We start from the raw sequence: 20,905 nt of genomic DNA on the forward strand, positions 1-20,905 counted from the left end.
GTCGACGCTTCGCCGTGGGGACCAGCAGCTGTGGCAGCGCGAGCGGGCGGGTCGCCCCTCCCGCCACCTGACCGCCCGGAACGTGCCGCGTCGGTCATGGGCTGTGCGGGAGAGAACGAATCACTCGCTCCAGCACCTGCCCCAGACGCTCCGCCTCCGTTGAGGCCACCGTCGAACGGGCTGCGAGAGGACGGGCGGCACGCTCCCCCATCCGCACGAGACAGGCCGTCGTCGTACAGGTCGGGAGAGGAGGGGCCGCTCGCGCCCGCGCCCGCACCAGACGCACTGTCGTCGAATGGGCCCGGAGTGGACGGACCACGAGCCTCCGCGCCCGCACCAGTGGCCCCGCCGCCGTAGAGGCCGGAGGCGAACGAACCAGGAGAGCACGAATCACTCGCCCCCGCGCCCGCACCAGACGGGCCGCTGCCGAGCGGGCCGGCAGAGCACGGACCACCCGCTGCCGCGCCCGCGCCAGAGGCGCAGCCGTCGGGGACGGGTCCAGAGGGTCCACTGCCGGAGCAATGACAGCGTCCCGCCCCATCCCCGCATGCACCGAAGAAGGCGGCGCCAGCGCCTGACGACGCACCGGAGTCACAGGCAGCACCCGGGAGCACCCCGAAGAGCGCGAGCTGGCACAGGAAGTCGCTGCGGAGCTGGTCAAGACTGCGCTCGTCACCGGCGGCGCGGGCGGACCGGGCGAGGGCGTCGACGCGGTCGAGGACGCCCACCACCTGCTCGGCCGGGGCCACGACGGTGAAGGTGCCCATGCCGTCATCGATGATGCGGCCGTGGACACTCCGACGCCTGGTGGCGGCTCGGCGACGCTCCTCCTGGGAGCGACCGTCGGCAGAGCGGACGCATCGCTGGAGCCGGGAGGCGAAGAGGCGCTGGGAGGCGACGGAACCGTCCGGGGCGGGCGCCAGCACCGTGGACTCCAGGTCGGGGATGACGTCGTCGTCGAGGTTGCGGGTCTCGGCGACGATGCGCAGCGCGCGGTAGAGGCTGACACCACCGCTGCGAAGTCGCTCGCGAAGCACTCGATGACGCCGGAGCCCGGTGGCGAGCTCGAGGCGCCGACTGACCTCAGCGGCACCGACACCGGTGGCCCAGCTGATCTCGTGCGCGGTCACCTGGTCGGCACTGAGTGGAACGGGCGAGCGCGGCGCGGTGCGCTCGAGGTGCTGCTCCTCGATGGTGTGGAGGGCCGCATACGCGTCGATCAGCCGTCCCTCGAGCTGCGCCTTCTGAACCTCCAGCCGCTCGATCTGCGACACCACCCGCTCTGCCGCGTCGCTCAGCGACCGTGGGTCGTCATCCTGGGCGGCCTGGGCGGCCTGGGCGGCCTCGGCGCTCCGGGCCCTCGCCTGCGCCTGGGCCCGCGCTGATTGCAGGATCCACAGGACCCGCTCCCGTGCCCGGTCGCTGGAACCGCCGTCGGGTTCTGGACGCCCGGTGTCGAGGAATGGCACGAACTCACTCCTCCCACCCGGGCTACCTACCCTCAATTAGAACACATGTTCGAACGATTGAGAAGGTTTCCACGTCCCAAAGTGCTCAGGCTCTGGTTCGAGCAGCGAGCCACTGCATCTCCGCTGCAGCATGGTCGCGCCACCAGCCGTCCTCGTGGCCGCCGGGCTCGAAGTGCGTCTCGACGCCCGGGACCTGCCCTGCCAGCGCCCGGTTCGCCCGGATGAAGGGGTCGGACTCCCCGCAGTCCAGTCGCACCGGGATGCCGGCCAGCAGCTTCACCCGTCCGAACACCGAGTGGCGCTCGAAGTCGGCGCGGCCGTCGAAGGCCACAGCCGGAGTCTCTCCAGCCGTCTTCCACAGTGCTGCGCTCGCGGCGACCACCCCGTCCACCCGCGCAGCTCCCAGCTCGCCGGCGAGCAGGAGCGCCCCGAAGCCACCCATCGACCAGCCGAGCAGGCCGACGCGCGAGCCCGCGGGCAGTCCGCACCGGCTCAACACGAGCGGGATGAGCTCGTCGCGGACCATCGCGCCACTGTCGGCGCCGTCGCGTCGGGCGTGCCAGTAGGTGTTGCCGCCGTCGACCGAGGCGAGGGCCAGACCCGTCGCGGCGACCGCGTCGCCGTAGCCGAGGTCGAAGGCGGAGTCAGCATCGCCACCGAACCCGTGCAGGGCCACCACGAGGCCCCGGGGCGACCTGCCCTCCGGGACGGCAAGGCGCCAGCGCGGGCGACTGCCGTCTGGACGAGGCCCGAGCACTCCGTCATCGAGGACCGCGCCGTCCGGTCCACGGCTGCAGCCGGAGGCGCCCACCCCCGCAACCGCGAGCGCGCCGAGCGCAACGGCAGCGCGCAGCACCGACCGACGAGACGTCCTGCCGGCAGGAGACATGCACCGGAGCGTACGGTCAGCTCATGGCGAACAGCCGTCACCGGCGACCGCGGCGGGGCATGTCCGCGCTTGTCCGCCCCGGCGCTCCAGCCGCCCCCTGTCGCCGCAGTCGCTCCCAGCCGCTCCCGTAGTCGCCCCGGACGCTCCCGCAGTCGCTCCCAGCCGCGGGGTTGGTCGCTCCCAGCCGCCCCCTACCGTTCCGCGCAGCGGCTCAGTCCACGAGGTCGACCCTGCGCCGGGGCTTTCGCCGCGTCAGCAGGACGCCTGCGATGCACAGGCCTCCTCCGACATAGGTCAGCGCCGGCGGCACCTCCGACAACAGGGCCCACGCGATGAGCGTCGCGATGAACGGGACGAGGAAGGTCGTCAGCGTCAGGGTGCCGGCATCGCTGCGGGCGAGGACGTACGCCCACGTGGAGAAGGCGATCGCGGTCGGGAAGATGCCGAGGTAGGCGATCCACCCGAGAGTCGCAGCATCGGACTGGCGCACCACCGTGACCAGCTCGCCGGTCCACGGCAGGCACACGACGGCGCCGATGATGCAGGCCAGCCACGTCACCTCCGGCCCGGGCAGCCTCCCCAGGAGCGGCTTCTGCGCGAGGACGCCCACGGCATACGTCACCGCGGCGAGGATGGCGAGCCACACCCCGACCACGTCCCCGGACCCACCAGAGGACGACCCGCGGGCGATGACGACGACCCCGGCGAAACCGACCGCCATGCCGATGAGCAGCCAACGCGTCATCCTCTCGCCGAGGAAGACGGTCGCGAGCAGCGCGACGATGATCGGTCCGACCTGGACGACGAGCGCCGACGTGCCGGCGTCGATGCGGCGCTCAGCCGCGTTGAGGGCGAGGTTGTAGACGCCGAACCAGCCCACGCCGCACAGCAGCAGGAGCGGCCAGTCACGCCTGGCTGGCCACGTGCGCGGACGCCGGAAGACAAGGACGCCCAGGGCGATCGAGGCGACGAGGAGCCTCCCGAGCGAGAGCGCTCCCGGCGGCACGTCGTGGCCGAGGTGCCGGATGGCCACGAACGCCGACGCCCAGAGCAGCAGCGTCACAGCAACGGCGGCGAGGACGAGCAGCTGCGTCCGCCGAGGGGAGTCCGTCGACGAGCTGCGGGAGTGGTCGGTCACCCGGTGACCGTAGTCCCCGCTCCCGACAGTCGCTCGACGGGGCGGGTGCCTGCCGAGACCACCTTGGCGAACGGCAACGCCATAAGCTAACGTTTTCCTCATGCAAATCCGTGCTTATGCATCGATCGCCGCAGAGGCCTGTCCTCCGCTCGGGAGCCGTTCGGCGTCCTGAGCCGCGAGGCGGACGTCCGAGGGTCCCGAGCGCCCCGCCCCCGCCACCCGATCGAGAAAGGCACGACCCATGTCCCGCGGCGCCCCGCGCACCTCAGTCCACCTCGCCGACACTGCCCGACGACTCGCTCGGCAACGAGCTGTCTGGCAGGGCCTCGTCGACTTCGACCCCGTGACCCGCTACTACGCCCGGCTGCTCGCCGACCACGACCACGAGGCCTGGCTGCTGACCTGGCTGCCCGGTCAGGGCACCCCGTGGCACGACCACGGCGGCAGCGCAGGATCCTTCGTCGTCCTGCAGGGCATCCTCACCGAGGAGGTCGCCGGCTACCGGGATGCCGACCTCCTGGGGGACGTCCGGCGCACGGCCGGCCCCGGGGTCCTGCTCAGTCCGGGCGACCAGCGCACCTTCGGCACCCGTCACCTGCACCGGGTCACCAATGCCGGCTCCGACCCGGCCGTGAGCCTGCACGTCTATGCCCCGAGACTGACTGCCATGACGAACTACCGTGCCGTCGACGGGCTGCTCGAGGTCGACGAGCGCGCCGAGGCGGGGGTCGACTGGTGACCCGGCCCCGCCCGCGCACCATCGACGAGGTGCTCGCCGAGGCACGCAGCCGCCTCCACCGCCTCACTCCCGAGCAGGCGCAGGCGGCGCACGAGTCCGGGGCCCTGGTCGTCGACATCCGCCCCGAGGCCCAGCGCAAGGCCGAGGGAGAGCTCGCCATCGCGACGCCCATCGAGCGCAACGTCCTCGAGTGGCGCCTCGACCCGTCGAGCGACGCGGCCCTGCCGATCGCCGGCCACGACCTCGAGGTCGTCGTGCTCTGCCAGGAGGGCTACACCTCGAGCCTCGCGGCCGCGGCCCTGAAGGAGCTCGGCATCCACCGCGCCACGGACGTCATCGGCGGGTATGCCGCGTGGCGCGCCTGGCGGGACGGGCGCACCTAGGCGCCTCCACGGCATACGACATACGGCGCGGCAGCGCTGCTCAGTGGCCCGAGCCGGTCTTCATCTTGGCCCGCTCGGACTCGTGCGCGCCGCCCTTGGCATCGAGGGTCTTGCACGCCTCCTCGATGTCGCGGGCCAGGGTGTCGACGTGCTCGCGGCTCATCGTCTCCTTGACGAGCGCCCGCATGATCGTGACGTCCTGCGCGTCGGGCGGCAGCGTGTACGCCGGCACCATCCAGCCGCGCTCGGCCGAGAGCTGCCAGGCGACGTCGAACTCGTTGTAGTCCTGCACGCCCGTGAGCCGGAACGCGACGAGCGGGAGCTGCTCCTCGTCGCGGCCGATGAGCTCGAAGCGCCCCATCTTCTCGAGCAGGTCACCGAGCATCCGGGCGTTCTCCTCCATGTTGCGCATGATGTAGGTGTAGCCCTGCCGGCCGAACCGCACGAAGTTGTAGTACTGCGCGAGCACCATCGACGAGCCCGTGGAGAAGTTGAGGGTGAAGGTCGCGTCGGTCTTGCCGAGGTAGTTCTCCTCGAACACCAGGTCGGGCGCGAGGTCGCTCTTCTCCCGGAAGACGAGCCAGCCGATCCCCGGGTAGACGAGGCCGAACTTGTGGCCCGAGACGTTGATGGAGCGCACCTGCTCGAGCCGGAAGTCCCACGGCGAGTCGGGGTAGAGGAACGGCCACACGAAACCGCCGCTCGCGCCGTCGATGTGCAGCGGCACGTCGAGGCCGCGCTCCTGCTTGATCCGCAGGAGCAGGTCGTTGATCCCGACGATGTCGTCCTTGTGGCCGGTGAAGGTCGTGCCGAGGACGGCAGCCACCCCGATCGTGTTCTCGTCGATGTGCGCCTCGACGTCCTCGGGGCCGATCGTGTACTTGCCGGGTTGCAGCGGCACGATGCGCGGCTCGACGTCGAAGTAGCGGCAGAACTTCTCCCACACGACGTGCACGTCGCCGCCGAAGACGAGGTTCGGGCTCTCGACCGAGCCCCCCTCCTGCTGTCGGCGGGTCCGCCAGTTCCACTTCAGCGACAGGGCGCCCAGCATGATCGCCTCCGACGAGCCCTGGGTGCGCGCCCCCGTGGTCGGGCCCGGTGCGTGGAAGAGGTCGGCGAGCATCCGGATGCAGCGCTGCTCGATCTCGGCCGTGCGCGGGTACTCCGCGTGGTCGATGAAGTTGCGGTGCAGGTTGGTCGCGATGATCCGCTGCGCCTCCGGCTCCATCCACGTGGTGACGAAGGTCGCGAGGTTGCGCGCCGGATCACCCTCGATCGCGAGGTCCTCGGCCACGAGCCGCATCGCGTCGACGGCGCTCATCCCCGTCGTCGGGAACTCCCGGCTCGGCACCTCCTGGGTGATGAAACGGTTGCCGTAGAGCGCGGCGGCGGCGTCGAGCTCGTGGGGTGTGGTCGGTGTGGCCATGCTTCTTCTTCTCCTTGCTGGGTGCTGCTGATGGGCTGCGGGGCTCTCCGGGCTGCCGGTCACGGAGGTGCGGTGCTGCGGGCGGGCCGGAGGGCCCGGCGCCAGGCCGGCAGCATGAGGGCGGCGCCGACGAGGAAGCACGCGGCGCCGAAGAAGGTCCCCGCCACGGCGAGGCGAGCGTTCAGCGCGGCGTCGGTGCTCGGAGAGACGTAGCTGGCGAGCGCCGAGGCCATGAAGAGGATCGAGCCGACCATGTTGACCCAGGCGATCCGCCAGGGGAGCGAGCGCGGCTCCCAGGTCAGGAAGCGTGCGGACACGGCGAGGACGGCATACGTGCTCGACGCCAGGAAAAGCACGGAGCCGTAGAGGTCGGGGCGCCACACGTAGCGGTTCGACTCGGCGGCCGTCGCGTTGTGCGTCAGGGCGGCGACGGTGCTGACGTTGAAGCACAGGGTCCCCGGGAACTGCAGCGCCGCGGCGAGCCAGTTGCGGTCGTGCGGGGCCCAGTCGACCAGCCGGACAGGTGCGCGCCGGTGCTGGCTCTCCTCGTCCACGGTGGTCATGGCGGGGGTCTGGGCCTGCAGCAGCTGCCCGAAGGAGGCACTCGTGAAGAAGACCGACCCGATGACGTAGGTGACACCGTCGACCGGGCCGCCCACCGCGTCGAGGTAGGCGGGCACCGAGCCGAGCACGAAGCAGGCGGACCCGACCATGAAGAGCCAGGCGACGGCTGCGTTGAGCCGCTCGGGTCGCGCCTTCACGTGCGCCTCCTCCCTGGGGACCGCCTGTCCCCACTCTCGGCCGGGGGCCGGTGGCCGCGACTCGCCCTATCCGGGTGACTGCCGGCGCCTCGCCGGCTCGGGGCTGTGCGCGAGCCGGGTCGCGTGCGGCGTCGGGAGCACGGCCGTGACGACGAAGGAGACGACGACCGCCACCACCACCTGCGGTATGCCGGGAAGCCCGTCCGCGCCCATGAGCAGCGTCGCGAGCAGCACCGACGTGAGCGGCAGCCGCAGCATGGCGCAGCACATGGCGCCGATCCCGGTCCCGATGGCGGGGGCGAGCTGCATGCCGGGAAGGCTGCTGAGCGCGATGCCCAGCACGGCGCCGACGAACATGGAGGGGAAGACCGGGCCTCCGCGGAAGGCCGCCAGGGACAGGCCGTAGGCGAGCGCCTTGAGGACGCCGAGGAGCACGAGCACGCCGAGGGAGTAGGTGGCCGCGTTGGCGACGAGACCCGGCAGGGCGCTCTGCCCGGAGAAGAGCACCTCGGGGAACCCCCGCCCGGTGGCGAGCTGGTAGACCGTGGCGCACAGCCCGACCAGCAGGCCCAGGCCCACCGTCACCGGCACCCGGGAGCGGTGCACCATCGGCCGCAGGCCGAGCCCCACCCAGCGGACCCCCCACCCGAGGAGGGCAGCGACAGCCCCGATCGGCACCGCCCAGAGCAGCGACGCGACCGTGGGCGACACGCCGGGGGGCACCGAGGTCAGCGCGAGCGAGAACGTGCCCAGGCCGGTCCAGGCGTCCAGCCCGACGAAGACGAGGGCGCCGATGCCGGAGGCGAGCAGGCCCGGGAGGGCCACGAGGCTGAGGGTCGCACCCGCGATGCCGGCCGCCTCCATGATGAGGAAGGCGCCGAGCAGCGGCGAGCCGAGGAGCGTGCTGATGGCGGCGAAGCTGCCGGCGGACGCCATCATCGTGGCGGCCATGGGCGGCGCGTCGCGCTTCGCGAGCCTCACGGTCAGGGCCCCGAGACCGCCACCGATCGCGATGAGCGGGGCCTCGGGTCCCAGGACGGCTCCGAGCCCCAGAGTGGCGAGCGCGGCCAGCACGATGCCGGGGAGGTCACGACCGGCCGCCGGGCCTCCGGCCGCGTTGAAGCCGAGCGCCGGCGAGTGGCCGGCGTTGCCGGGCAGGTAGCGGATCGTGAGGCCCACGAGCAGACCGCAGAGCATCAGCCAGGGCACCGGCCACCAGGCGGGCGCGCTGCCGCCGAAGAGGTCGGAGGGCAGCGTGGTGAAGAGGTACGCCTGCAGCTTGGCCACGAGCGCGAGGAAGCCGTAGGCGATGGCGGACACCGGGATACCGAGCAGCGCGGCCAGCACCAGGGCGGACAGGTAGGGCCTCGAGCGCACGGTCTGCGCGACGTCGGGCGGGGCCGCGGCCCCGGTCGGAGCGACTGGGTCGGTCACCTCGGTGCCTCCTCAGGAGGGCGAGGGCATTCGCGCTCCGAGCGGAGATGCTTGCCTGCCCAACGTAGCCGCGAGCCCCGGGGTCCCGCGGGCGGATCCGCGAGGGCGTACGCCTTGTCGTGAATGTCGCCGGGAGGCTCCCGGAATGTCTGCCGAGACCGACGGGTATGCCGTCGGCGCACCGTCTCGAGCCGCGTCCCGGCCGCCGCGTCCGCTCCCACTTCTCCTACGGTCGGGCTGTGACCTCGTTGCTGCCCGGCTTCCTCACCATGGCCTCGCTCATCGTGGCGATCGGCGCGCAGAACGCCTACGTGCTGCGCACCGGCCTCGCGCGTCACCACGTCGGGCTGGTCGTCGCGGTGTGCGCGCTGAGCGACGCGGTCCTCATGCTCGCCGGGGTGCTCGGCGTCGGTGGTCTCGTCACGGCCCACCCGGGACTGCTGACGGTCGTGCGGTGGGTCGGGGCGGCATACCTCGTCGGTTTCGGCGTGCTCAGCCTGCGCAACGCCCGCCACCCGAAGGCCCTCGACACGGGCGGGACCACGCCGTCGCGCAGCGGCGTGCTCGCGACCGTCCTGGCGCTCACCTGGCTCAACCCGCACGTCTACCTCGACACGGTGCTGCTCATCGGGTCGCTCGCCAACCAGCACGGGCCCGAGGGGCGCTGGTGGTTCGCCGCGGGCGCCGCGGTGGCAAGCCTTGCGTGGTTCACGGCGCTCGGGTACGGAGCCCGTCTGCTCGCGCCGCTCTTCGCGCGGCCCGCGACGTGGCGGGTCCTCGACGTCGCGATCGCGTTGGTCATGTTCACTATCGCCGCCACGCTCCTTCTCGGCTGAAACCCCCTCGGCGACCACGCCGGAGACCTAGCCTCGAGCGCGTGGAGACAGGGGAGGTCGCCGGCGTCGCCGACGAGAAACGGATGAGGCTTCGGTATGCCGGCACGTGCCGCCTGTGCGGCACCGACCTCCCACAGGGGACACGGGCCGTCTATGAGCGCGCGAGCCGGACGGTCCGTTGCCTCGAGTGCCCGACTGGGGATGCACCGGTGAGCGAGCAGCCTTGTGCGGCTGCCGAACCCGCGCCTGTGGAGGACGACCGGAACCCTGGGACGGCGGGCGCGTCGGCACGGCGGGAGTTCGAGCGGCGTCGCGATGCGCGGGAGCAACGGGTGCGGGAGCGGTTCCCGCGCATCGGCGTCTTCCTCCTGGCCGTCACCGACGAGCCGCAGAGCACCCGCGCCTGGGACACCGGGGCCGCGGGCGAGCAGGTCGTCGGCGCGCGGCTCGACTCCCTCGTCGGCGACGGACTCGCGGTGCTGCACGACCGGCGGATCCCGCGCACGCGCGCCAACATCGACCACCTCGTCGTGTGCCACCAGGGCGTCTTCGTCGTCGACGCGAAGAAGTACAAGGGCCGCCCGGCCCTGCGCGTCGAGGGCGGGCTCTTCCGCCCCCGGACCGAGACCCTCGTGGTCGGGGGACGCACCTGCACAGGGCTGGTCGACGGCGTGCTCAAGCAGGTCGACCTCGTCCGTGCCGCGCTCGACGACCCGCACGTCCCGGTCGTCGGCGTCCTCTGCTTCGTCGACGCCGAGTGGCCGCTCTTCGGTGGCGCCTTCCAGACCCGAGGGGTGCACGTGCTCTGGCCCAGACGCCTGGGCCAGCTGGTGGCCGGGACGGGCACCAGCACGGGTGACACGACTGCCGTCGACGTGCCGTCGGTCCACGCCCGGCTGGCGAAGGCCTTCCCGCCCGCCTGACGCCGGCACCACGCGGCTACCTCAGACGCGCCACCCGGCATACGCCCTCGGATCTGAGGTAGCGCGCGGGACGGGATAGGGAAGTCGTCCGATGTGGGGGCCTACCTCAGCCGCCGAGTCTGGAGATGTCCAGAACGGCACCAGCAGAGGAAAGACCATGAACACCCAGTACGTCGACTCCCGCACCATCCGGTTCGAGATCGAGGCCCGCTACCCGCAGCCCCGCCGCGCCCGCAGGGACTCCTCGCTCGAGGTCGTCCGCCGCACGATGGCACGGCACTTCCGCGAGGAGAACAACCCGGTCCGCGACCGGTGACGACGGCGACCCGCGCCGTCTCCGCAACGGCGCTCCCGCTGTCGGCGGAGTACGCGATGATGCCGCGTATGCCGCTGCGCACCGGCCCGCTGATCGGGCGGGACACCGACCTGACCCGGCTCGCCGACGCCGTCGGGCTGCACCCCGCCGCGGGTGCGCGGCCCGGTGGCGTCGTCGTGCTGTCCGGCGACGCGGGCATCGGCAAGTCACGCATCGTCGGCCGCCTGGTCGCCGACGCGAGCGACGCCGGCTGGTTCACCGCGGTCGGCCACTGCGTGGGCCAGGCCGGCAGCAACCTCGCCTACCTGCCCTTCGTCGAGCTCGCCGGCGTCGCCGACGCCGAGCGCCCCGACGTCGTGGAGCGCGTGGTGGCCGCGCACCCCAGCCTCTCCCACCTGTTGCCCGGCCGGGCCGACACGGCCGGGGCTGCGGCAGCAGCCCGCACCACCGACCCCGGCCAGGTGGCCGAGGCCGTCCACGCGCTCCTCACCGCGCTCGGCGAGGAGCAGCCCACGCTCGTCGTCGTCGAGGACGTGCACTGGGCCGACCACTCCTCACGGGACCTCATCACCCTCCTGTTGACGCGCGGATTCCCCACGGCCGTGGGCCTGCTCGTCACCTACCGCTCCGACGACCTCCACCGCCGCCACCCCCTGCACGAGACACTCGCCGTGTGGGCGCGCATCGCGGGGCTCGAGCACGTCGAGCTCGCCCCGCTCCCCGACGACGCGGTGCGCGAGCTCGTCGCTGCCCTCGGCGGCACAGCCCCTCACGGCACGTCGCTGGACGCGGACACCGCCCTCGAGATCGCCCGGCGGGCGGAGGGCAACCCGTTCTTCGTCGAGGAGCTCGTCGCGAGCGCCGCCGCCGGCCAGTCGCTGACGGGCGGCCTGGGCCGGGTGCTCCGGGCCCGGGTCGAGCAGCTCGACGACACCGCCCAGCGCGTGCTCCACGCCGTCGCCCTCAAGGGCGGCCAGCAGATCGGCCACGAACTGCTCTCACGCGTCGTCGACCTGCCCGACGAGCAGCTCGAGAACGCCGTCGCCGCGGCCGTCGAGCACCACGTCCTCGAGGCCTGCTGGCCGCCCGCCTACACCTTCCGCCACGCCCTGCTCGGCGAGGCCGTCGCCGACGGGCTGCTCCCCGGGGAGCGGCTGCGCCTCCACCGGGCGTATGCCGCCGTGCTGGCCGAGCACCCCGCCCTCGCCCCCGCCTCGGAGCTAGCCCGCCACGCCGCCGCCGTGGGGGACCTGCCGACCGCGATCCGCGCGAGCCGGACGGCCGCCGAGGCCGCCATGGCGGTCGGCGGCCCGCAGGAGGCCCTCCTGCTGCTCGAGCGGGCCCTGTCGTGGCTCGCCGAGGACGACCCCGAACGCGACGAGGTCACCCTGCTCGCCTCCCGCGCCGCGATGGTCGCCGGCGAGCCGATCCGCGCCGTCGACCTGCTGCGCGACCGGCTCGACCATCCCGGCGCCGCCCAGCAGCCGTGGGCCCGCGCCGACCTGCTCGCGACCCTCGTCATCCGCTCGCGGGTGCTCGACCTGCCCGTCGACTCGATCGCGCTCACCGACGAGGCGCTCTCGCTGCTCGGCGAGGAGGCCGACGAGCGCCGCGTCCGGGTGCTCGTCGCCCGGGTGCAGGCCCTCGTCGACACCGGCTCGTTCGTCGAGGCCGCGGTGGTCGGCAACGAGGCCTCACTGCTCGCCGAACGCCTCGGCCTCACCGCCACCCTGGCCGAGCTGCGCACCATCCTGGCCCGCGTCCTCGAGGCCCAGCAGGACCTCGACTCGGTCGATGCGCACCTGAAGGCGGTCGTGCGCGACCTGGCGCCCGACGACCCGCTGCTGCTGAGGGCCCTGCACCAGCGGGCGTCGCTCGCGCACCGCCGCGGCAACCTGCCGGCCTCGCTCGCCCTCTACGACGAGGGGGCCGCCGTCGCGCGCCGCCTGCACCGCGAATGGGCACCGTGGGGCCAGGAGTGCCGCCTGCTCGGCGGCCTCACGGCATACGAGCTCGGCGACTGGGACGGGTCGCTGCGCCGTCTCGACCTCACCGGCCGACCGGCGCCCCAGCCCGGGCGCGCGATCTTCACGGCCGCGGCCCTCTCCGTCCACGTCGGGCGCGGCGAGCAAGTCGAGCGCACCGTCCTCGACGAGCTGCGGCAGTGGTGGCCCGTCGACAGCCTGTGCGTCGTCCAGACCGTCATGCCGGCCGTCGACCTGCTCGGCCACGCCGGTGACCTCGAGGGCGTGATCGACCTCGTCGAGGACGCCGTGCGCATCCTGGACGCCGCCTGGGGCGACTACCACGCGGTGGCGCGGCTCGCGGCTGTCGTCGCCGGCCAGGCCACGACGCTCGCGCCCCGGGCGGAGCCGCGCCGGCGCGACCGCGCCCTGGCCCTCGTCGACGAGCTCGCCGACCGAGCCCGCGGCATCGGCCGGCCGCGGCCGGCCCTGGAGAAGGCGAGCCAGCCGATGTTCGAGCGGTCCGCGCCGGGGCCGCTCGAGGAGACCAGCACGGAGACGTGGGCCTGGATCGCCCGCCTCGAGGCGGAGCTGCTGCGGCTGCAGCGGGTGGCGGGCCGGGACGACCCGCCACCGGTGGCCGATCTCGTGGACGCCTGGCGCGCGAGCGTCGCGGCGTTCGAGCGCTACGGCCACGTCTTCGAAATCGCGCGGTCCCGCGCGGGGCTGGCGGTGAGCCTGCGGACTGCCGGCGACGACGCGGCCGCGCGGCAGGAGGCGGGTCGCGCCCGCGAGGTCGCCGAGCGGCTCGGAGCCCGGCCGCTGCTCGACGAGCTCGACGCCTTCGACGGCGTGCGCCGCGGCAGGGGCGGCCCCGACGTCCCCGCCCCCGGATCCCCGGCCGCTGCTGCCCCGGGCGAGCTGACGCCTCGCGAGCTCGAGGTGCTCGCCCTGCTCGCCGAGGGGCTCACCAACGGCCAGATCGGCAGGCAGCTCTACATCAGCACCAAGACGGTCAGCGTCCACGTGTCCAACCTGCTCGCCAAGCTCGGCGCCTCTGGACGCACCGAGGCCGCGGCGATCGCCCGCCGCCGAGGACTGGCGTGACCTTGACCTCGCTGCGCCGGAAGCGATCCCGCGACGAACGCCGAGGAGCACGATGATCGGGTGACCTCCGGCGTACTGGCGCCCACCGCCTCGACGGCGACAACACGCGCCGCCGCCGGCCGACCCGCACCCGAGGTCCTCGACTCCCTGGTCGTCGACCTGACCGTGGGCCTGACCCAGGACGAGGTGCGACGCCGCCGGGAGGCCCACGGCCCGAACGCCGTCGCCACGCACCAGGCCCGCGTGTGGCCGGTGCTGTGGCACCAGCTCAACTCCCCCCTGCTCGGGCTGCTGCTCGTGGCGGCGACCGCCTCCTACTTCGTCGGCGAGCGCAGCGACGCGGTCATCATCGGGGTCATCGTGCTCGTGTCGGTGGGTCTCGGCTTCGTCAACGAGTACCGCGCCGAGAAGACCGCCGCGTCGCTGCACTCGCAGGTCAGCCACGAGGCCGTGGTGCTGCGCGACGGCGCCTTCACCCGGGTGCCCGTGACGACGCTCGTGCCCGGCGACGTCGTCGAGCTGGGCCGCGGCGACGTCGTGCCTGCTGACCTGCGCCTCATCTCGGTCGTGGGGCTCGAGTGCGACGAGTCGGTCCTCACCGGCGAGTCGCAGCCGGTCGACAAGGACACCGAGCCCGTCGCGCCGGACGCCGCCCTCGCCGACCTCTCCGGGTGTGCCCTGATGGGCACGATCGTGCACGCCGGCCACGGCATGGGCGTCGTCGTGGCCACCGGGCCGCGCACCGAGTTCGGCGCCATCGCGGCCGGACTGCACACGCACCAGCTCGACACCGAGTTCCAGGTGGGGCTGCGGCGGTTCTCGATGCTGCTCGTCGAGGTGGCCGGCGTGCTGACCGGCTCCGTCTTCGTGATCAACGTGCTGATGCACAAGCCGTTCCTCGACTCGCTGCTCTTCTCCCTGGCCATCGCCGTCGGCATCACCCCACAGCTGCTGCCCGCCGTCGTGTCGACCAGCCTGGCCGCGGGCTCACGGCAGCTGAGCCGGCGCAAGGTCCTCGTCAAGCGGCTCGTCTGCATCGAGGACCTCGGCGACATCGACCTGCTCTTCACCGACAAGACCGGCACCCTGACCGCCGGCCGGATCGACTACGCGCGTGCCGTGCCGGTCTCCGGCCAACGCTCCGACGACGTCGTGCACTGGGGCCTGCTGTGCACCGAGCGGGTGACGAGCGGGGCGGAGACCGTGCTCGCCAACCCGCTCGACCAGGCGCTGTGGGAGTCGCCGGCGACCCGAGCCGTACGCGTCTCGCTCGCCGACGAGACCGTGCTCGGCGTGCTGCCCTTCGACCACGACCGTCGCATGGTCTCGGTCGTCGTCCGCGAGCCCGGCGGAGCCCTGCGGCTCGTCACCAAGGGGGCACCCGAGACGGTGCTGGGACGGTGTGTCGACATCCGGCCCGAGACCCAGGCCGCCCTTGCCGCAGAGTTCGCCGCGGGCAACCGCGTCGTTGCCGTGGCCAGTCGCCCCGTCACGGTGGAGCGGGACCCAACGGCGGCGGACGAGCACGACCTCCGCCTGCACGGCCTGCTCGTCTTCCTCGACCCGCCCAAGCCCGACGCGGAGCAGGCGCTGGGCCGGCTCTCCGCGCTCGGCGTCCAGGTCAAGGTGGTCACCGGAGACAACGCGGTCGTGGCCGCCAAGGTCTGCGACGACCTCGGGCTGCCCGGCCACGCCGTCCTGACGGGCAGCGACCTCGACGCCATCGACGACGAGCACCTCATCGACGCCGTCACCGCGACGACGGTCTTCGCGCGCGTCAGCCCGGAGCACAAGGCCCGGATCGTGCGTGCGCACCGGCACGGCGGCGGCGGTGTCGCCTTCCTCGGCGACGGGGTCAACGACGCGCTGGCGCTGCACGCGGCCGACGTCGGGATCTCCGTCGACTCCGGCACCGACGTCGCCAAGGACGCCGCCGACGTGATCCTGCTCGAGAAGAGCCTCGACGTGCTCGCCGACGGGGTCGTCGAGGGCCGCCGCATCTTCGCCAACACGCTCAAGTACGTGCTGATGGGCACGTCGAGCAACTTCGGCAACATGGCCTCGGCTGCCGGCGCCTCGCTCGTGCTGCCCTTCCTGCCGATGCTGCCCTCGCAGATCCTGCTGGGCAACCTGCTCTACGACACCGGGCAACTGACCATCCCCACCGACGAGGTGGACCGCGAGCAGCTGCTGCGGCCCTCCCACTGGGACATCGCCTTCATCCGTCGCTTCATGCTCGTCTTCGGGCCGCTCAGCTCGGTCTTCGACTTCATCACCCTTCGGGGTCATGCTGTGGGGCTTCCATGCCGGGCCCGAGCTCTTCCGGTCCGGCTGGTTCGTCGAGTCGCTCGCCACGCAGACGCTCGTCGTCTTCGCCATCCGTACGCGCAAGGTGCCCTTCTTCCGCAGCCGGCCGAGCCTGCCGCTGGCCCTCGCCGCGATCGGCGTCGTCGTCGTGGCCGCCCTCATCCCGGCCACCCCGCTGGCCGCGCCGCTCGGCTTCGCCCCGCTGCCCGGCGACTTCTTCGCGGCGCTCGTCGTCATGGTCGTGGCCTACCTCGGGCTCGTCGAGCTCGGGAAGCTGTGGTTCTACCGACCGGCCGCGCCAGCACGCGCCGGCGTCCCGACGAGCCTCACCAGGCGCTTCCTGCGCCGGCGGGCCGCCCGCTTCAGCGTCGGGCGGCAACGCCCGCGAGGACCTCGGCCCCCGGACGCGACCGGCGCAGCCCGGGTGTGAGGGCCACCGAGACGAGCACCGAGGCGACGGCCATCACGCCCATCGCCTGCGCCGCAGCGGCGGGCCCCACCCCGAGGGCGCCGGCGACCGTGCCACCGAGCAGGGCGCCCACCGCCTGCCCGACCATCAGGCCGGTGCCCTGGAGGCCGAACACCTGACCGCGCGCCGCACCGTCGGTGTGGGTGACGAGCCGTTCCTGCAGGGGCAGGCTCGCCGAGTAGCCCGCCGAGGCCACGAAGGCCAGCGCCGCGGCATACGGCAGCGACGGGACGGCGAAGAAGCCCAGGTAGGGCACGGCGAGCAGCAGGCGCAGCGGGCCGATGAGCCGGTCGCGCACCGCAACGGGGAGGAAGCGCCCGACGACGACGTCACCGACGAGCATCCCGGCCGCGGTCACGGCGAAGAGGTAGCCGGCCCGCTCGCCGGCGAACGGCACGAAGAGGGCCTCGCAGCCGACGATGAGGCCGTTGGGCACCCACAGCGTCAGGTAGATCGGCCGGAGGACGCGCGACCCGAGCAGCGCCCGGTTGACCTCGCGGGTGCGGCGGACGACGGACGCACCGGAGTGCCGCGGCGGGTGGTCGGACAGGCCGAGCCGCAGGAGCAGCACCGCGACGAGCAGGGCGGCGGCCGAGCCGAGGAAGAGCTGCGTGGTGGTGAACCGGATCAGCAGCAGGCCGCCGACGCCGTAGCCGACGATCTGCATGCCGCCGACGGCGATGTTCATCGTGGCCCGGCCGAGGATGAAGCCGTCGGGCGGCAGGATGTCCGAGACCAGGGCGATCATGCTGCCGCCCAAGGCCGACGTGACGAGCGGGCCGACCGCCAGCAGCACGAAGCGCCAGCCCCAGGCGAGTCCGGGCAGCGCCTGCAGCAGGTCGGTGACGAGGGTCGTCGTCGCGACCACCACCAGGGCGGTGCGCGGCCGCACCAGGTCCGAGCCCGAGCCGAAGAGCGTCTGCCCGACGATGCGCATCAGCGGCGCCCCGAACATCGCGAGCGCCGTCAGCACCGGGGACCCGGTGGCCGTGAAGGTGATCGTCCCGAGCGCGAGGGACGCGACGGCATACGACCCGATGTTGAGGCACTGCACCAGGAAGAGGACCCGGAACTCGGGGACGGCGAAGAGCTGGCGGTAGGTCGTCACGCTGCTCACCCTGACCGTCGGCGGCCGGCGACGCTAATGTTTCGGGCGGAGGCGAAACATGGGGACCTGGCAGATCTCGGCGGACCTGCTCGCGCGCAGCCGCTTCGTCGTCTCGCCGCGCATCGAGGCCGCCGGAGCCCTCAACGACCTCGTGCGCCCGTCCGACCCGGAGGGCCGCGCCCTCGCCGCGGCGCACGGCGAGGCCTTCCGGGCGATGCTCGAGGCCCACCCGGTGCGGCGCGCGGTGCTCGACCACAGCTGGCGGAAGGGCTGGATCTCCGACTGGCTGTCGCTGCCGCCCGCCGCGGGCGGACGCGGCTTCGCGGAGGAGCTGGACGACGTGCGCGCGCTCGGGGACGACCTCGTGCGCGAGCAGCTCGCCGAGAGCTCGGCCACCGGGCGCCTCCCCGACGTGCTTCAGGGCGACGGCGTGGCCGAGCAGGCCGCGCAGCTGCTCGACTGGGTGTGGACGCACGTGCTGGCGACCGACTGGGCGCGGCGCGAGCGCATCCTGCGCGCCGACGTCGTGTCGCGCACCTCCCGGCTCGCCACGCACGGGTGGGCAGCCGTGCTGCGCGACCTCGGCCGCGACCGCGAGTGGGTCGGCGCGGGCCACCTGCGCATCAATCACTACGACCTGCCCTCCCGCGTGCTGCCCGACGACGCCGACCTGCTCTTCGTGCCCGTCAACCACCGGGCCCACTGGGTGGGCTGGCTGCTCCCGAGCCGGTATGCCGTCTACTACCCCGTCGCAGGAGCGCTGGCGCCCGTGGCGGGTGAGACCTCCGACGGGCTCGAGCGCCTCGTCGGCCGGGCCCGGGCCTGCCTCCTCATCGCCCTCGAGAGCCCTTGCAGCACAACGGGTCTCGTCGCCAGCACCGGCATGCCGCTGGGCTCGGTGGGCGACCACCTGAAGGTCCTGCTCGCAGCCGGCGTGGTGCTGCGGCGCCGGTCGGGACGGGAGGTGCTCTACTGGCGCACCGCCGCGGGAGACGCCCTCGTCGCGTCCGGCACGGCTCCGTCGCCACGGTGAGCTGAGTCGTGGGCGGGGAGTTCTCCCCATGTACGGCAAGGGAACCCGCCCCTAGCGTCGGCGCTGCCGGCGCGCCCGCGCCCGCGCACCGACCAACTCACGATCTGGGGTCGACTTGTGTGAGCTGCACGAAACCGAGAGTCCCGCCGTCGCCCGCCGCACCCTGCTCCGCGGCGCCGGCGGCCTGGTGGTCGGCGGTGGCATCCTCGCGGCGACGGCGACGGCGACGGCGACGGCGGCATAGGCCGCCACCTCGCAGAACGGCTGGCCGGCCGGCTCGTCGTCGGCGATCCCGCTCGGCAGCCTGGCAGTCGGGGCCGCGACGTTCCCGGCGGGAGTGCGGCGCGGGGACGTGCACGTGGTCCTCGGCTACGTCGGCCGCCGCTTCGACCGCGAGGTGGAGGCGCTCGTCAAGGGCTGGTGCTGGGGCCACAGCTACCGCGCGATCTCCGGCAGCACGTCGCTGTCGAACCACTCGAGCGGCACCGCCATCGACCTCAACGCCCCTCGTCACCCCCTCGGCAAGGCAGGCACGTTCACGGCCACACAGCGCTCCCACATCCGCTCGATCCTCGATGCCTGCGACGGGGTGGTCCGCTGGGGCGGTGACTACTCCGGCCGCAAGGACGAGATGCACTTCGAGATCAACGTGCGCCCCGGCGACGCCCGGCTCGCGGCCCTGGCCGCGCGCCTCGGCGGGAGCGGCGGGAGCGACGGGAGCGGCGGGGGCGGCACCCCGGCGCCCGCGACCGTCACCTGGACGACGGTGCGGCGCGGCGCCAGCGGCTTCCGCGTCACGGCGGTCCAGCACCTGCTGCGCCAGCGGGGCCAGAGCCTCACGGTCGACGGTGCGTTCGGTCCGACGACCCAGAGTCGCGTCCAGTCCTTCCAGCGGTCCCGGGGGCTCACCGCGGACGGCGTCGTCGGGCCGAAGACGTGGTCGGCGCTCGTCGTGTCGGTCAGGCGGGGCTCCACCGGGCAGGCCGTCGTGGCCACCCAGAAGCTGTTGACGCTCCACGGCTACCGGCTCACCGCCGACGGCGTCCTCGGCGCGGCCACTGCCTCGAAGGTGCAGGCCTTCCAGCAGTCACGCACGCTCAGCGCGGACGGCATCGTCGGGGTCCGCACCTGGGCGAAGCTCACCGCCTGACGGCGAGGGACCTCCGCGCGGGTACGTCCGTCCTGTTCCGTTCCACTGATGCAAAGGAGCTCGGCGCATGGCAGAAGACTGGGCAGCAGACGTCCGCAAGTACTCCCCCGACGCCGACGATGCCGCGATCAAGGGCATCGTCCGCCACTGCGGCATCGCGCTGCAGAAGCGCGACTCGGCGCTCGTGTCGTTCAGCGACAAGAGCGAGCTCGACCGCGTGCGTGACGGTTTCATGAAGAAGAAGCTCGGGCTCACCGAGTCCGACGCCGAGCTGGACGCCTCGCTGGCCGAGGTGGGACAGAAGCTGAAGGACGACCGGACCAAGAACCGCGTCACCGTCTACTACCTGCTGGCGGAGAAGTACGGCAAGCTCGACCTCTTCCGCTGACCGACGACCCGACGACGTCCACGTCACTGACCCGGAACCCGGGTCAGTGACGTGGCGTCTTCCGCCCCTGCCGGCCACGGCTGCAGCCAGACCGATCTCGCACTGAGGTAGGGCGCCGCGAGCGCGACGAGAGCCGGGTCGGCGTCGCCGGCGAGGACCTCGGAGGCGACGCGCCGCACGGCTCCCGCCAGGAAGTCGGCGAGCTGCACCCGCGGGTCGGCGTGCGACTCCACGAAACGCAGGCCCGTGAAGGCCCCTGAGGCGCCCGTGCCGCTGGCGGTGACAGCGGTGCGGACCGCTGCCTCGGTCAGCGCCCCCTGGACGTCGTGCACGACGAGGAACGGCCGACCGACGGATCCCCAGTGGCGCAGCGTCTCCGCGAGCGCCGGCACGATGGGGTCGAGCGCGCCGCGGCCCCGCGCGACGAGCCGCAGCAGCCCCTCGGGGTCGAGCGGCACGGACCAGCCGGCGACCGGGCTCGCGCCGTCCAGCTGGCCGCCGACCTCCCGAAGGAGGCGCGTCAGGACCGACGCGCCTGCTGTCGCCTCCTCGAGGGACCGGGCCCGGACCACGTCGTTGAAGGTGCCGAGGACCGCCAGCCAGGCCGCGCGCCCGAGGACGCGGACCGCACGGCGGTGCAGCTCGCGCGCGGCCCCGTCCACGCCTCCGCCTGCTGTGTCCCCGTCTGCTGTGTCCCCGTCTGCCGTGTCACCGAGCAGCCAGAGCATCCGCCCCGTCAGGTGCAGCGCCTTGTCGGTCAGGTGGACGTGCGAGTGCCCGAGCAGCGGCCCTCCGTCGCCGAGCAGCCACTCAAGGACCCGCTGGTTCTGCGGGCGCAGCACGACCCCGGCCTTCACCTCCGTCGCCGGCGACCGCGCCTCGACGCGGACCCGGGCGATCGTCTCCTCGGCCACCGCCGTGCTCACCGCGACGCTCGCGTGCGCGAAGGTGTCGGTGCTGCCCCCGACCAGCCGCTCACCCTCGGAACCCGACTCGTCGCACGCCACCACGAGCCCCGGGGCGGCGGGCACAGGGTTGGCGGACGGCATACGACCATCCTTTCGG

18 protein-coding genes and 1 pseudogene are annotated in these 20,905 nt (G+C 73.2%); 12 read left to right on the forward strand and 7 right to left on the reverse strand.

Annotation, left to right across the window (positions count from 1 at the left end; genetic code table 11):
• Nucleotides 1-788 precede the first annotated feature (788 nt).
• On the forward strand, nt 789-1,385 hold the full coding sequence (locus AB0316_RS00290) for a hypothetical protein (RefSeq protein ID WP_366269468.1): 597 nt from the start codon (nt 789-791) through the stop codon (nt 1,383-1,385).
• A gap of 169 nt (nt 1,386-1,554) precedes the next feature.
• On the opposite strand, the gene AB0316_RS00295 is transcribed toward AB0316_RS00290, so the two are convergent.
• Nucleotides 1,555-2,358 (reverse strand): alpha/beta hydrolase-fold protein, encoded by an 804-nt coding sequence (locus AB0316_RS00295; RefSeq protein WP_366269470.1) that lies wholly within the window; start codon nt 2,356-2,358, stop codon nt 1,555-1,557.
• Nucleotides 2,359-2,569: 211 nt separating this feature from the next.
• Entirely contained in the window at nt 2,570-3,496 is a 927-nt protein-coding gene (locus tag AB0316_RS00300; protein ID WP_366269471.1) for a DMT family transporter, read from the reverse strand.
• Nucleotides 3,497-3,737: 241 nt separating this feature from the next.
• Between AB0316_RS00300 and AB0316_RS00305 the strand changes: the two genes are divergently transcribed.
• Nucleotides 3,738-4,235 carry a cysteine dioxygenase family protein gene (locus tag AB0316_RS00305; protein WP_366269473.1) on the forward strand — a complete coding sequence of 166 codons (498 nt, stop codon included), beginning with the start codon at nt 3,738-3,740 and terminating at the stop codon, nt 4,233-4,235.
• Nucleotides 4,232-4,618 (forward strand): rhodanese-like domain-containing protein, encoded by a 387-nt coding sequence (locus AB0316_RS00310; RefSeq protein ID WP_366269474.1) that lies wholly within the window; start codon nt 4,232-4,234, stop codon nt 4,616-4,618. Before AB0316_RS00305 ends, AB0316_RS00310 begins: the two co-directional genes overlap by 4 nt.
• A 40-nt stretch (nt 4,619-4,658) precedes the next feature.
• On the opposite strand, the gene AB0316_RS00315 is transcribed toward AB0316_RS00310, so the two are convergent.
• From AB0316_RS00315 to AB0316_RS00325, 3 genes are all read right to left on the reverse strand, one after another.
• Complete coding sequence (locus tag AB0316_RS00315; RefSeq protein ID WP_366269476.1) at nt 4,659-6,044, reverse strand: glutamate decarboxylase; 1,386 nt, start codon at nt 6,042-6,044, stop codon at nt 4,659-4,661.
• 59 nt (nt 6,045-6,103) lie between these two features.
• Entirely contained in the window at nt 6,104-6,805 is a 702-nt protein-coding gene (locus AB0316_RS00320) for a hypothetical protein (protein ID WP_366269477.1), read from the reverse strand.
• Between the two features lie 66 nt (nt 6,806-6,871).
• Entirely contained in the window at nt 6,872-8,239 is a 1,368-nt protein-coding gene (locus AB0316_RS00325; protein WP_366269478.1) for a chloride channel protein, read from the reverse strand.
• A 239-nt stretch (nt 8,240-8,478) separates the two neighbouring features.
• Here AB0316_RS00325 and AB0316_RS00330 point away from each other — a divergent pair, with 239 nt between their 5' ends.
• From AB0316_RS00330 to AB0316_RS00355, 6 genes and pseudogenes are all read left to right on the forward strand, one after another.
• Entirely contained in the window at nt 8,479-9,075 is a 597-nt protein-coding gene (locus tag AB0316_RS00330) for a LysE/ArgO family amino acid transporter (protein WP_366269480.1), read from the forward strand.
• A gap of 332 nt (nt 9,076-9,407) precedes the next feature.
• A complete protein-coding gene (locus AB0316_RS00335) occupies nt 9,408-9,998 on the forward strand; it encodes a nuclease-related domain-containing protein (RefSeq protein ID WP_366269481.1) in 591 nt (196 codons plus the stop codon).
• 157 nt (nt 9,999-10,155) lie between these two features.
• Nucleotides 10,156-10,314, forward strand: coding sequence for a hypothetical protein (locus AB0316_RS00340; RefSeq protein WP_366269482.1), 159 nt, complete (start codon nt 10,156-10,158; stop codon nt 10,312-10,314).
• On the forward strand, nt 10,311-13,385 hold the full coding sequence (locus AB0316_RS00345; protein WP_366269484.1) for an AAA family ATPase: 3,075 nt from the start codon (nt 10,311-10,313) through the stop codon (nt 13,383-13,385). Before AB0316_RS00340 ends, AB0316_RS00345 begins: the two co-directional genes overlap by 4 nt.
• Nucleotides 13,386-13,550: 165 nt before the next feature.
• Nucleotides 13,551-15,605: pseudogene (gene mgtA / locus AB0316_RS00350) on the forward strand (magnesium-translocating P-type ATPase); the annotation flags it as partial.
• A gap of 67 nt (nt 15,606-15,672) precedes the next feature.
• A complete protein-coding gene (locus AB0316_RS00355; protein WP_366271260.1) occupies nt 15,673-16,122 on the forward strand; it encodes a cation transporting ATPase C-terminal domain-containing protein in 450 nt (149 codons plus the stop codon).
• Here the strand turns inward: AB0316_RS00355 and AB0316_RS00360 are convergent.
• Entirely contained in the window at nt 16,055-17,269 is a 1,215-nt protein-coding gene (locus tag AB0316_RS00360; RefSeq protein WP_366269485.1) for a hypothetical protein, read from the reverse strand. The genes AB0316_RS00355 and AB0316_RS00360 overlap by 68 nt on opposite strands.
• A gap of 58 nt (nt 17,270-17,327) precedes the next feature.
• On the opposite strand from AB0316_RS00360, the gene AB0316_RS00365 reads away from it, so the two are divergent.
• From AB0316_RS00365 to AB0316_RS00375, 3 genes are all read left to right on the forward strand, one after another.
• Complete coding sequence (locus tag AB0316_RS00365; protein ID WP_366269487.1) at nt 17,328-18,302, forward strand: helix-turn-helix domain-containing protein; 975 nt, start codon at nt 17,328-17,330, stop codon at nt 18,300-18,302.
• 352 nt (nt 18,303-18,654) lie between these two features.
• Nucleotides 18,655-19,452, forward strand: a complete 798-nt coding sequence (locus tag AB0316_RS00370) for a peptidoglycan-binding protein (protein WP_366269488.1) — start codon at nt 18,655-18,657, stop codon at nt 19,450-19,452.
• A gap of 67 nt (nt 19,453-19,519) precedes the next feature.
• Entirely contained in the window at nt 19,520-19,840 is a 321-nt protein-coding gene (locus tag AB0316_RS00375; protein ID WP_366269490.1) for a DUF2853 family protein, read from the forward strand.
• A gap of 23 nt (nt 19,841-19,863) precedes the next feature.
• On the opposite strand, the gene AB0316_RS00380 is transcribed toward AB0316_RS00375, so the two are convergent.
• Nucleotides 19,864-20,889, reverse strand: a complete 1,026-nt coding sequence (locus AB0316_RS00380) for a hypothetical protein (RefSeq protein ID WP_366269492.1) — start codon at nt 20,887-20,889, stop codon at nt 19,864-19,866.
• Nucleotides 20,890-20,905: the final 16 nt, after the last annotated feature.

It is taken from the genome of Terrabacter sp. NPDC080008, from assembly GCF_040702505.1.
Lineage (GTDB): Bacteria > Actinomycetota > Actinomycetes > Actinomycetales > Dermatophilaceae > Terrabacter.